A 12789-nucleotide genomic window follows, 5' to 3' on the forward strand; every position below is an offset into this window, starting at 1 on the left:
TGTCAGTTCGGCCCCGGGCAGTGCTCGAAATCTTCACGTACGATATGTACGCTCCGGTTTCTCCGCGCTGTCCATGTCCAGACTGTCTGCAACAATTACGCCCACTGGGATAGGCTTTAAGTCTGGTGAATATGCGACACATTTTTCAACGATTATTGCCCCGACGGCTGTGGCTGGCAGGGCTGCCATGTCTGGCATTGCTGGGTTGCGTGCAGAATCACAATAAGCCAGCCATTGATACGCCAGCAGAAGAAAAAATTCCGGTTTATCAACTGGCTGACTATCTTTCTACTGAATGTAGCGACATCTGGGCGCTGCAAGGTAAATCAACCGAAACCAATCCGCTTTACTGGCTGCGGGCGATGGATTGTGCTGATCGTTTAATGCCTGCGCAGTCGCGTCAGCAAGCTCGCCAATATGACGACGGCAGCTGGCAAAATACCTTTAAACAAGGGATTTTGCTCGCCGACGCCAAAATTACGCCGTATGAGCGCCGCCAGCTGGTCGCGCGTATTGAAGCGTTAAGTACCGAGATCCCGGCACAGGTTCGCCCACTGTATCAACTCTGGCGCGACGGTCAGGCGCTGCAACTGCAACTGGCGGAAGAGCGCCAACGTTACAGTAAACTCCAGCAGTCCAGCGACAGCGAGCTGGATACATTGCGCCAGCAACATCACGTTCTACAGCAGCAACTGGAACTCACCACCCGCAAGCTGGAAAACCTGACCGATATTGAACGCCAGCTCTCGACCCGCAAACCGGCTGGAAATTTCTCGCCGGATACGCCGCACGAGAGTGAAAAGCCCGCGCCATCCACCCATGAGGTCACTCCTGATGAGCCATAAACCTGCGCATTTATTATTGGTCGATGACGATCCGGGATTGCTGAAACTGCTTGGCCTGCGCCTGACCAGCGAAGGCTACAGTGTGGTCACGGCGGAAAGTGGCGCTGAAGGATTACGGGTACTGAATCGCGAAAAAGTAGATTTAGTCATCAGCGACCTGCGGATGGATGAAATGGACGGTATGCAGCTGTTTGCTGAAATCCAGAAAGTGCAGCCGGGAATGCCGGTAATTATTCTTACCGCGCATGGTTCTATTCCCGATGCCGTTGCTGCAACACAGCAGGGCGTTTTTAGTTTCCTCACCAAGCCTGTCGACAAAGACGCGCTATATCAGGCAATTGACGATGCGCTGGAGCAATCCGCGCCAGCCACCGATGAACGCTGGCGCGAGGCAATTGTCACCCGCAGCCCGCTGATGCTGCGTTTGCTGGAACAGGCGCGGCTGGTGGCGCAATCAGACGTCAGCGTTTTGATTAACGGTCAGAGCGGCACTGGGAAAGAGATTTTCGCCCAGGCTATCCACAACGCCAGCCCGCGCAACAGCAAACCATTTATTGCTATTAACTGTGGCGCATTGCCCGAGCAATTGCTGGAGTCGGAGCTGTTTGGTCATGCGCGTGGCGCGTTTACTGGCGCTGTCAGCAATCGCGAAGGTTTATTCCAGGCGGCGGAAGGCGGAACGCTATTTCTCGATGAAATTGGCGATATGCCTGCGCCGTTACAGGTCAAACTGCTGCGCGTGTTGCAGGAGCGTAAAGTGCGCCCGCTGGGCAGTAACCGCGATATTGATATCAATGTGCGGATTATTTCTGCCACTCACCGTGATCTGCCAAAAGCGATGGCGCGCGGGGAATTCCGCGAAGATCTCTATTACCGCCTCAACGTTGTCAGCCTGAAAATTCCGGCACTGGCGGAGCGCACAGAAGACATTCCGCTACTGGCAAATCACCTGTTGCGCCAGGCGGCAGAGCGACATAAACCGTTTGTCCGCGCGTTCTCTACCGATGCGATGAAACGCCTGATGACCGCGAGCTGGCCGGGTAATGTGCGCCAGTTGGTCAACGTGATTGAACAGTGCGTGGCGCTGACCTCATCTCCGGTGATTAGTGATGCGCTGGTGGAGCAGGCGCTGGAGGGTGAAAATACGGCGCTGCCAACCTTTGTTGAGGCACGTAATCAGTTTGAACTCAACTATTTGCGTAAGCTGCTGCAAATCACCAAAGGCAACGTCACCCACGCGGCGAGAATGGCGGGGCGCAACCGGACAGAATTTTATAAACTGCTTTCCCGACACGAGCTGGATGCAAACGATTTCAAGGAATGAATTGGCGTTATGTGTTACGTTTAGCAGATCAAAAGACAGGCGACCTTTTCAAGGAATAGCATGAAAAAGATTGATGCGATTATAAAACCCTTCAAGCTGGACGATGTCCGCGAAGCACTGGCCGAAGTCGGTATTACCGGCATGACGGTGACCGAAGTGAAAGGCTTTGGTCGCCAGAAAGGCCATACCGAGCTGTACCGCGGCGCGGAGTATATGGTGGATTTTCTGCCGAAAGTGAAAATTGAGATTGTCGTACCGGACGACATTGTCGATACCTGTGTCGATACCATTATTCGCACGGCGCAAACCGGCAAAATCGGTGACGGTAAAATCTTCGTCTTTGACGTGGCACGGGTCATTCGCATCCGTACCGGTGAAGAGGACGACGCGGCAATTTAAACCGCGTCAAGGGTTGCCGGATGTTTCCATCCGGCAACATCAAATTACAGCACCTTATGCGGGCCAAAGCATTCGTAATGAATGTTTTCCTGCTTCACGCCCAGATCCACTAACTGTTTCGCGGTAAACTGCATGAAGCCAACCGGGCCGCAGAGATAGAACTGCATTGTCGGATCGCTGAACGCACCTTCCAGTTTGCTCAAATCCATCAGACCTTCGCTATCAAACTGACCTTTAGCGCGATCGGCTTCGCTCGGCTGACGATACCAGGTGTGCGCGGTAAAGCGCGGCAGTGACTGCCCCAGTTCCTTAACTTCATCGGCAAAGGCGTGAACATCGCCATTTTCTGCCGCATGGAACCAGTTCACTTGTGCTGTGTGGCCTGCTTTTGCCAGCGTGTCGAGCATTGCCAGCATTGGCGTTTGACCAACACCGGCAGAGATTAACGTCACTGGTGTGTCATCTGCGACAGCCATAAAGAAATCACCTGCCGGAGCGACCAGTTTCACGACATCGCCAACATTGGCGTGATTGTGCAACCAGTTGGATACCTGCCCACCCTCTTCGCGTTTCACCGCAATACGATAGCCTTTGCCATCCGGTTTGCGAGTCAAAGAGTACTGACGAATTTCCTGATGCGGGAAACCTTCCGGCTTCAGCCAGACGCCGAGATATTGCCCCGGACGGTATTCTGCCACTGCGCCACCGTCGACCGGCTCCAGTTCGAAGCTGGTGATAAGCGCGCTGCGCGGTGTTTTAGCCACAATGCGGAAATCGCGAGTACCTTCCCAACCACCGGCTTTGCTGGCGTTTTCGTTATAGATTTCCGCCTCGCGATTGATAAATACATTAGCCAGTACACCATAGGCTTTACCCCACGCGTCCAGCACTTCCTGCCCCGGGCTGAACATTTCGTCCAGCGTTGCCAACAGGTGTTCGCCGACGATGTTGTACTGTTCCGGTTTGATCTGGAAACTGGTGTGCTTCTGCGCGATTTTTTCTACCGCTGGCAGCAGCGCAGGCAGGTTTTCAATATTACTGGCGTAGGCGGCAATAGCGTTAAACAGGGCTTCACGTTGATCGCCATTACGCTGGTTACTCATGTTAAAAATTTCTTTGAGTTCTGGGTTATGAGTAAACATACGGTCGTAGAAATGGGCGGTTAACTTTGGCCCCGTTTCCACCAGTAAAGGGATGGTGGCTTTTACTGTAGCGATGGTTTGAGCGTCAAGCATATGGTCTTCCTTTTTTTGCATCTTAATTGATGTATCTCAAATGCATCTTATAAAAAATAGCCCTGCAATGTAAATGGTTCTTTGGTGTTTTTCAGAAAGAATGTGATGAAGTGAAAAATTTGCATCACAAACCTGAAAAGAAATCCGTTTCCGGTTGCAAGCTCTTTATTCTCCAAAGCCTTGCGTAGCCTGAAGGTAATCGTTTGCGTAAATTCCTTTGTCAAGACCTGTTATCGCACAATGATTCGGTTATACTGTTCGCCGTTGTCCAACAGGACCGCCTATAAAGGCCAAAAATTTTATTGTTAGCTGAGTCAGGAGATGCGGATGTTAAAGCGTGAAATGAACATTGCCGATTATGATGCCGAACTGTGGCAGGCTATGGAGCAGGAAAAAGTACGTCAGGAAGAGCACATCGAACTGATCGCCTCCGAAAACTACACCAGCCCGCGCGTAATGCAGGCGCAGGGTTCTCAGCTGACCAACAAATATGCTGAAGGTTATCCGGGCAAACGCTACTACGGCGGTTGCGAGTATGTTGATATCGTTGAACAACTGGCGATCGATCGTGCGAAAGAACTGTTCGGCGCTGACTACGCTAACGTCCAGCCGCACTCCGGCTCCCAGGCTAACTTTGCGGTCTACACCGCGCTGCTGGAACCAGGTGATACCGTTCTGGGTATGAACCTGGCGCATGGCGGTCACCTGACTCACGGTTCTCCGGTTAACTTCTCCGGTAAACTGTACAACATCGTTCCTTACGGTATCGATGCTACCGGTCATATCGACTACGCCGATCTGGAAAAACAAGCCAAAGAACACAAGCCGAAAATGATTATCGGTGGCTTCTCTGCATATTCCGGCGTGGTTGACTGGGCGAAAATGCGTGAAATCGCTGACAGCATCGGTGCTTACCTGTTCGTTGATATGGCGCACGTTGCGGGCCTGGTTGCTGCTGGCGTCTACCCGAACCCGGTTCCTCATGCTCACGTTGTTACTACCACCACTCACAAAACCCTGGCGGGTCCGCGCGGCGGCCTGATCCTGGCGAAAGGTGGTAGCGAAGAGCTGTACAAAAAACTGAACTCTGCCGTTTTCCCTGGTGGTCAGGGCGGTCCGTTGATGCACGTAATCGCCGGTAAAGCGGTTGCTCTGAAAGAAGCGATGGAGCCTGAGTTCAAAACTTACCAGCAGCAGGTCGCGAAAAACGCTAAAGCGATGGTAGAAGTGTTCCTCGAGCGCGGCTACAAAGTGGTTTCCGGCGGCACTGATAACCACCTGTTCCTGGTTGATCTGGTTGATAAAAACCTGACCGGTAAAGAAGCAGACGCCGCTCTGGGCCGTGCTAACATCACCGTCAACAAAAACAGCGTACCGAACGATCCGAAGAGCCCGTTTGTGACCTCCGGTATTCGCGTGGGTACTCCGGCAATTACGCGTCGCGGCTTCAAAGAAGCCGAAGCGAAAGAACTGGCTGGCTGGATGTGTGACGTGCTGGACAGCATCAATGATGAAGCCGTTATCGAGCGCATCAAAGGTAAAGTTCTCGACATCTGCGCACGTTACCCGGTTTACGCATAAGCGAAACGGTGATTTGCTGACAATGTGCTCGTTGTTCATGTTGGATGCGGCATGAACACCTTCTCAGGCCTACAAAATCTTGCAAATTCAATATATTGCAATCTCCGTGTAGGCCTGATAAGCGTAGCGCATCAGGCAATTTTTCGTTTATGATCATCAAGGCTTCCTTCGGGAAGCCTTTCTACGTTATCGCGCCATCAAATCTGTCGTAACTGCGCCTCAACATACAAATAGCCAATTCCCAGCACCTGTTGTGCGCGGCTTAATTGCCCAAAGCCAATTTGCGTCGCTTTCACGCTCGGTCCTTCGTCGCGGTCGAACGGGTTAAATCCTGTCTGGCGAATAATAGTATTAAGCCAGTTCTCACCAAAGGCACAACTGCGACCGTACAACCAAATCTGATTAATATTGAGGATGTTGAGGAAGTTATACAGACTCAAACCAATGGCATTGGCAGAGCGATCAACCCAGCTGGTGATCCACGGTTCTCCATTCTGCCAGGCAGCGATTAACTGCGCGGTTGTCAGTTTTTCAGGATCAAGCTGAGTATTAACCGGTTGTGATTTTAGCCATACCCGCGCCTGTTTTTTTAATGCACTTAACGAGGCGACGGTTTCCAGGCAGCCGTAACGTCCACAGTCGCAGACGACGCCATCCGGATTAACGATGGTGTGACCAATCTGTCCGCTACCATACAAACTGCCGCGATAAATTTGCTCGTTAATCACGAACGACGAGCCAATGCCGTAATCAACGTTGATCACGCAGAAATCCCGTTCCTGCGAATTATTTTGCCATTTCTCCGCCAGCGCCAGCATCACGCAGTCATTATCGACCATCACCCGAATGCCCAGCTTCTCTTCCAGCAGATACTTCACCTCAACCGGCGTTGTCCACGGCGCTTGCGGCATGGTTTGCGATACGCCGGTCACCGGATCAACCTGACCGTGGATTGCCAGCGCCAGATTGATGGTGCGGTCCGGCCACAATTTACGGTGGCGATGCCAGCATTTTTCGATTTCGGACAGCAGCGCCTGCGGCGTCGGTGCATCAATCTGTAAATACTCAAATTCACCTTTCGGACTTAAACAAGCATTAGCAACCTGACACTCAATACTGGTGGGCGTCACGTTCAGACACAGCGTCCAGTCACCTTCCGGCGCAATCAGCCATGTACCGCTACTATGCCCGCGCGTCTGGCTTTCATCGTCGATATTCACCACCCGTTTTTCGCTTTCCAGTTCCTGCAAAATATTACTGACTGCCGGAATCGAAATTTGCGCCAGCCGGGCCAGCGTTGATTTATTGGCGCGCTTTTGCCGGTACAGCAGTTCCAGAATCACGCATTTGTTATGGTGGCGAATCTGTTGGTTGTTAATGCAGGCTCTCATCTTCACTAAACCTTATTTAGTTAATTGCGTGATTATTCCGCGAAAACATTGCCAGATTGTTCAATACACTGCCACAAATCTTTTAATTCAGTATGTCTTGTTAATATTGAGGGCACCATGACTCCAGTAAAAGTGTGGCAAGAGCGCGTTGAGATCCCGACCTATGAAACCGGGCCGCAGGATATACATCCCATGTTCCTGGAAAATCGCGTTTATCAGGGATCGTCCGGCGCGGTTTATCCCTACGGCGTGACCGATACGCTGAGTGAACAGAAAACCCTGAAATCCTGGCAGGCGGTGTGGCTGGAAAACGACTACATCAAAGTGATGATCCTGCCGGAACTGGGCGGTCGGGTGCATCGCGCATGGGATAAAGTGAAACAGCGCGATTTTGTCTATCACAATGAAGTCATTAAACCTGCGCTGGTGGGGCTGCTGGGACCGTGGATCTCTGGCGGGATTGAGTTTAACTGGCCGCAACACCATCGCCCGACCACCTTTATGCCCGTTGATTTCACCCTCGAAGCCCATGAAGACGGCGCACAGACGGTGTGGGTCGGCGAAACGGAGCCGATGCATGGTTTACAGGTGATGACAGGTTTCACCCTGCGCCCTGACCGGGCGGCGCTGGAAATCGCCAGCCGCGTCTATAACGGCAACGCCACGCCGCGTCATTTCTTGTGGTGGGCCAACCCGGCAGTGAAAGGGGGGGAAGGGCATCAGAGCGTTTTCCCGCCGGATGTGACTGCGGTGTTTGATCACGGCAAACGGGCCGTCTCCGCTTTCCCCATCGCCACCGGCACTTACTACAAAGTGGACTACTCCGCTGGAGTGGACATTTCTCGCTATAAAAATGTGCCCGTTCCAACCTCATATATGGCTGAAAAATCACAGTACGATTTTGTTGGCGCGTGGTGTCACGATGAAGATGGTGGTTTGCTACACGTTGCCAACCACCATATTGCGCCAGGTAAAAAGCAGTGGAGCTGGGGACACAGTGAATTTGGCCAGGCGTGGGATAAGAGTCTGACCGACAATAACGGCCCGTATATCGAACTGATGACCGGTATTTTTGCCGATAACCAGCCTGATTTTACCTGGCTTGATGCTTACGAAGAGAAGCGTTTTGAGCAGTATTTCCTGCCTTATCATTCTTTGGGCATGGTGCAAAATGCCTCCCGCGATGCGGTGATAAAACTCCAGCGTAGTGAGCGGGGGATTGAGTGGGGGCTGTATGCCATCTCTCCGTTGAACGGATACCGCCTGGCGATCCGCGAAATCGGCAAATGCAACGCGTTACTTGATGATGCCGTGGCACTGATGCCTGCGACCGCCATCCAGGGCGTGTTGCACGGTATCAATCCTGAAAGGCTGACCATTGAGCTCTCCGATGCCGACGGCAATATTGTACTGAGTTATCAGGAACATCAGCCGCAAGAGTTGCCGTTGCCGGACGTCGCCAAAGCGCCACTGGCAGCACAAGACATTACCAGTACAGATGAAGCCTGGTTTATCGGTCAGCATCTGGAGCAATATCATCACGCCAGCCGTTCACCGTTCGATTACTACCTGCGCGGCGTGGCGCTGGATCCGCTGGATTACCGCTGTAACCTGGCGCTGGCGATGCTGGAATATAACCGTGCCGATTTCCCGCAAGCGGTGGCGTATGCCACTCAGGCTCTGAAACGCGCACATGCGCTGAACAAAAATCCGCAGTGCGGACAGGCGAGTTTGATTCGCGCCAGTGCTTACGAACGTCAGGGACAATATCAACAAGCCGAAGAGGATTTCTGGCGGGCGGTCTGGAGCGGCAACAGCAAAGCCGGTGGCTATTATGGCCTGGCACGACTGGCTGCGCGTAATGGTAACTTCGATGCGGGTCTGGATTTTTGCCAACAAAGTCTTCGCGCCTGCCCAACCAATCAGGAAGTGCTTTGCCTGCATAACCTGCTGCTGGTGTTAAGTGGTCGTCAGGACAACGCGCGTTTGCAGCGCGAGAAACTGCTGCGCGATTATCCGCTGAACGCCACTCTGTGGTGGCTGAACTGGTTCGATGGTCGTAGCGAATCAGCCCTCGCGCAGTGGCGCGGTCTGTGTCAGGGACGCGACGTTAACGCTCTGATGACCGCCGGGCAACTGATTAACTGGGGAATGCCCACCCTGGCGGCAGAGATGCTGAACGCACTGGACTGCCAGCGCACGCTGCCGCTTTACCTGCAAGCCAGCTTGCTGCCGAAAGCCGAACGTGGCGAACTGGTCGCAAAAGCCATTGATGTCTTCCCGCAGTTTGTCCGTTTCCCGAATACGCTGGAAGAAGTGGCGGCGCTGGAGAGTATTGAAGAGTGCTGGTTTGCTCGCCATTTACTGGCCTGCTTCTACTATAACAAACGTAGCTACAACAAAGCCATTGCCTTATGGCAACGTTGCGTAGAGATGTCGCCGGAGTTTGCCGACGGCTGGCGCGGGTTAGCGATCCATGCGTGGAATAAGCAACACGATTATGAGCTGGCCGCGCGTTATCTTGATAATGCTTATCAGCTTGCGCCGCAGGATGCACGTCTGCTTTTCGAACGGGATTTGCTTGATAAGTTAAGTGGAGCCACACCGGAGAAACGACTGGCGCGTCTGGAAAATAATCAGGAAATTGCGCTGAAACGCGACGACATGACCGCAGAACTGCTCAATTTGTGGCATCTCACGGGTCAGGCAGACAAAGCGGCGGACATTCTCGCCACGCGTAAATTCCACCCGTGGGAAGGCGGGGAAGGGAAGGTCACCAGTCAGTTTATCCTCAACCAGTTATTACGCGCCTGGCAGCATCTTGATGCCAGAGAGCCGCAGCAGGCCAGCGAACTGCTTCATGCCGCGCTGCATTATCCGGAGAATTTAAGCGAAGGCCGTTTACCGGGGCAAACTGATAACGACATCTGGTTCTGGCAGGCGATATGCGCCAACGCGCAGGGCGATGAAACTGAAGCGATGCGTTGTTTACGTCTGGCGGCGACCGGCGATCGCACCATTAACATCCACAGTTATTACAACGATCAGCCGGTTGATTATCTCTTCTGGCAAGGAATGGCGCTGCGACTGCTGGGTGAACAGCAAACCGCACAGCAACTGTTTAGTGAAATGAAACAGTGGGCGCAAGAGATGGCGAAAACCAGTATTGAGGCGGATTTCTTTGCTGTTTCACAACCTGACCTGTTGTCGCTGTATGGCGATTTACAACAGCAGCATAAAGAAAAATGCCTGATGGTGGCGATGCTGGCGTCCGCGGGACTCGGGGAGGTTGCGCAATATGAATCTGCTCGCGCTGAATTGACGGCGATTAATCCGGCCTGGCCGAAAGCGGCATTATTCACCACCGTGATGCCTTTTATTTTTAACTACGTTCACTAAACCCTATTAACTGTAATATTTGAGCGGCATGCGCTGCCGCTCATCACAAAATAATTAGAATAAGCCGTTGTTAATAAAAACCCTACAGGAGGCACTATGCCTAAAAAAATGAGAACAACCCGTAATCTATTATTAATGGCTACGCTATTAGGTAGCGCACTATTTGCCAGGGCTGCGGATAAAGAAATGACCATTGGTGCAATATACCTTGATACCCAGGGATATTACGCTGGAGTGCGTCAGGGCGTTCAGGATGCGGCAAAAGATTCTTCAGTACAGGTACAGTTAATTGAAACTAACGCCCAGGGTGATATTTCGAAAGAAAGTACCTTTGTTGATACCCTCGTGGCGCGTAATGTCGATGCCATTATTTTATCGGCAGTGTCTGAAAATGGCAGTAGCCGTACCGTTCGTCGCGCCAGTGAAGCGGGTATTCCGGTGATTTGCTACAACACCTGTATTAATCAAAAGGGTGTCGATAAATATGTCTCGGCGTATCTGGTCGGCGATCCACTGGAATTTGGTAAAAAACTGGGTAACGCTGCCGCCGATTATTTTATTGCCAATAAAATTGACCAGCCGAAAATTGCCGTCATCAATTGCGAAGCCTTTGAAGTTTGTGTGCAACGACGTAAAGGGTTTGAAGAAGTATTAAAAGCCCGCGTTCCCGGCGCGCAAATTGTCGCTAATCAGGAAGGGACTGTTTTAGATAAAGCGATTTCCGTTGGTGAAAAACTGATTATCTCCACGCCGGATCTCAACGCCATTATGGGGGAATCGGGCGGTGCGACACTCGGCGCGGTAAAAGCGGTACGTAATCAAAATCAGGCCGGAAAAATTGCTGTTTTCGGTTCGGATATGACAACCGAAATTGCTCAGGAGCTGGAAAACAATCAGGTGCTGAAAGCGGTAGTGGATATTTCCGGTAAGAAAATGGGCAATGCTGTTTTCGCGCAAACATTGAAGGTTATCAATAAACAAGCCGACGGTGAAAAAGTGATTCAGGTGCCTATCGATCTCTATACCAAAACGGAAGACGGTAAACAGTGGCTGGCAACGCACGTTGATGGTCTGCCCTAATCGCTGATTCGCAGAGGTCCCTATGTTCACGGCAACAGAGGCAGTCCCGGTAGCAAAAGTGGTGGCAGGAAATAAGCGTTATCCCGGCGTCGTTGCGTTGGATAACGTTAACTTCACGCTCAATAAAGGCGAAGTTCGTGCGCTGTTAGGCAAAAACGGCGCGGGCAAATCGACCCTCATTCGAATGCTTACCGGTAGCGAACGTCCGGATAGCGGTGATATCTGGATTGGCGAGACGCGACTGGAAGGCGACGAAGCTACGCTGACTCGCCGTGCCGCTGAACTGGGGGTACGCGCGGTTTATCAGGAGTTAAGTCTGGTGGAAGGGCTGACGGTGGCGGAAAACCTCTGCCTCGGTCAGTGGCCCCGCCGCAACGGCATGATTGATTACCTGCAAATGGCGCAGGATGCCCAACGTTGCTTACAGGCGTTGGGCGTTGACGTTAGTCCTGAACAACTTGTTTCAACACTAAGCCCGGCGCAAAAGCAGCTGGTGGAAATTGCGCGGGTGATGAAGGGCGAGCCGCGCGTGGTCATTCTTGATGAACCTACCAGTTCGCTTGCCAGTGCGGAAGTTGAACTGGTGATCAGCGCGGTGAAAAAGATGTCGGCACTGGGCGTGGCGGTAATTTATGTCAGCCACCGGATGGAAGAAATTCGCCGCATTGCCTCCTGTGCCACCGTTATGCGCGATGGTCAGGTGGCGGGCGATGTGATGCTCGAAAACACCTCCACGCATCATATTGTGTCGCTGATGCTCGGGCGCGATCACGTTGATATTGCGCCGGTTGCCCCTCAGGAAATTGTGGATCAGGCCGTACTGGAAGTCCGTGCGTTACGCCATAAGCCCAAGCTGGAGGATATCAGTTTTACGCTACGTCGTGGCGAAGTGCTCGGCATTGCTGGTCTGCTGGGGGCAGGGCGCAGTGAATTGCTGAAGGCGATTGTTGGGCTGGAGGAGTATGAACAGGGCGAAATTGTTATCAACGGCGAGAAAATCACGCGCCCCGATTACGGCGACATGCTGAAACGCGGCATTGGCTATACGCCAGAAAACCGCAAAGAAGCGGGGATCATTCCCTGGTTGGGCGTTGACGAAAATACAGTGCTGACCAATCGGCAAAAAATCAGCGCCAACGGAGTGCTGCAATGGTCCACCATCCGCCGCCTGACCGAAGAAGTGATGCAGCGGATGACGGTCAAGGCCGCCAGTAGCGAAACGCCCATCGGCACGCTTTCTGGCGGCAATCAGCAAAAAGTAGTGATCGGTCGTTGGGTCTATGCCGCCAGCCAGATTTTGTTGCTCGACGAGCCAACGCGCGGCGTCGATATCGAAGCCAAACAGCAGATTTACCGTATTGTCCGTGAGCTGGCTGCCGAAGGAAAAAGCGTGGTGTTTATCTCCAGTGAAGTGGAGGAGTTGCCGCTGGTGTGTGACCGCATCCTGTTATTACAGCACGGCACGTTCTCGCAGGAGTTTCACTCGCCGGTCAATGTGGATGAGCTGATGTCCGCCATTCTGTCTGTGCACTGAT

General features: G+C 52.5%; 9 protein-coding genes. 7 read left to right on the top strand and 2 right to left on the bottom strand.

Translation table 11 applies throughout. The features are described 5' to 3' along the window. The first annotated feature begins 131 nt into the window (after positions 1-131). Genes qseG through glnB form a run of 3 tightly spaced genes read left to right on the top strand, consistent with a single transcriptional unit; the run spans position 132 to position 2568 of the window. Positions 132-845 (top strand): two-component system QseEF-associated lipoprotein QseG, encoded by a 714-nt coding sequence (gene qseG, locus ACU8XX_RS06410; RefSeq protein ID WP_001215861.1) that lies wholly within the window; start codon positions 132-134, stop codon positions 843-845. Then, positions 835-2169: a two-component system response regulator GlrR gene (glrR, locus tag ACU8XX_RS06415; protein ID WP_001295369.1), complete on the top strand. Its 1335-nt coding sequence runs from the start codon at positions 835-837 to the stop codon at positions 2167-2169. Before qseG ends, glrR begins: the two co-directional genes overlap by 11 nt. Positions 2170-2229: 60 nt before the next feature. After that, the gene (glnB, locus tag ACU8XX_RS06420; protein WP_000717694.1) at positions 2230-2568 is read left to right on the top strand and encodes a nitrogen regulatory protein P-II; all 339 of its coding nucleotides are present in this window, start codon (positions 2230-2232) and stop codon (positions 2566-2568) included. Between the two features lie 44 nt (positions 2569-2612). On the opposite strand, the gene hmpA is transcribed toward glnB, so the two are convergent. Further along, positions 2613-3803 (bottom strand): NO-inducible flavohemoprotein, encoded by a 1191-nt coding sequence (gene hmpA, locus ACU8XX_RS06425; RefSeq protein ID WP_000883122.1) that lies wholly within the window; start codon positions 3801-3803, stop codon positions 2613-2615. 327 nt (positions 3804-4130) lie between these two features. Here hmpA and glyA point away from each other — a divergent pair, with 327 nt between their 5' ends. Continuing rightward, complete coding sequence (glyA, locus tag ACU8XX_RS06430; RefSeq protein ID WP_000919159.1) at positions 4131-5384, top strand: serine hydroxymethyltransferase; 1254 nt, start codon at positions 4131-4133, stop codon at positions 5382-5384. A 197-nt stretch (positions 5385-5581) separates the two neighbouring features. Here the strand turns inward: glyA and ACU8XX_RS06435 are convergent, their stop codons facing one another. Continuing rightward, positions 5582-6775 carry an ROK family protein gene (locus ACU8XX_RS06435; RefSeq protein ID WP_240765399.1) on the bottom strand — a complete coding sequence of 398 codons (1194 nt, stop codon included), beginning with the start codon at positions 6773-6775 and terminating at the stop codon, positions 5582-5584. A 117-nt stretch (positions 6776-6892) separates the two neighbouring features. On the opposite strand from ACU8XX_RS06435, the gene ACU8XX_RS06440 reads away from it, so the two are divergent. The 3 genes from ACU8XX_RS06440 (at position 6893) to ACU8XX_RS06450 (ending at position 12788) form a co-directional block, all read left to right on the top strand. Continuing rightward, complete coding sequence (locus ACU8XX_RS06440; protein WP_001329228.1) at positions 6893-10174, top strand: DUF5107 domain-containing protein; 3282 nt, start codon at positions 6893-6895, stop codon at positions 10172-10174. Between the two features lie 96 nt (positions 10175-10270). Next, entirely contained in the window at positions 10271-11254 is a 984-nt protein-coding gene (locus ACU8XX_RS06445; RefSeq protein WP_001124889.1) for a substrate-binding domain-containing protein, read from the top strand. A 22-nt stretch (positions 11255-11276) separates the two neighbouring features. Continuing rightward, entirely contained in the window at positions 11277-12788 is a 1512-nt protein-coding gene (locus ACU8XX_RS06450) for a sugar ABC transporter ATP-binding protein (RefSeq protein ID WP_000493471.1), read from the top strand. Position 12789 lies beyond the last annotated feature (1 nt).

It is taken from the genome of Escherichia sp. MAL-1 (assembly GCF_052948035.1).

Coding starts and splice junctions, on each gene's coding strand:
- qseG (WP_001215861.1), top strand. CDS start 132: ATGCGACACATTTTTCAACGATTATTGCCCCGACGGCTGTGGCTGGCA.
- glrR (WP_001295369.1), top strand. CDS start 835: ATGAGCCATAAACCTGCGCATTTATTATTGGTCGATGACGATCCGGGA.
- glnB (WP_000717694.1), top strand. CDS start 2,230: ATGAAAAAGATTGATGCGATTATAAAACCCTTCAAGCTGGACGATGTC.
- hmpA (WP_000883122.1), bottom strand. CDS start 3,803: ATGCTTGACGCTCAAACCATCGCTACAGTAAAAGCCACCATCCCTTTA.
- glyA (WP_000919159.1), top strand. CDS start 4,131: ATGTTAAAGCGTGAAATGAACATTGCCGATTATGATGCCGAACTGTGG.
- ACU8XX_RS06435 (WP_240765399.1), bottom strand. CDS start 6,775: ATGAGAGCCTGCATTAACAACCAACAGATTCGCCACCATAACAAATGC.
- ACU8XX_RS06440 (WP_001329228.1), top strand. CDS start 6,893: ATGACTCCAGTAAAAGTGTGGCAAGAGCGCGTTGAGATCCCGACCTAT.
- ACU8XX_RS06445 (WP_001124889.1), top strand. CDS start 10,271: ATGCCTAAAAAAATGAGAACAACCCGTAATCTATTATTAATGGCTACG.
- ACU8XX_RS06450 (WP_000493471.1), top strand. CDS start 11,277: ATGTTCACGGCAACAGAGGCAGTCCCGGTAGCAAAAGTGGTGGCAGGA.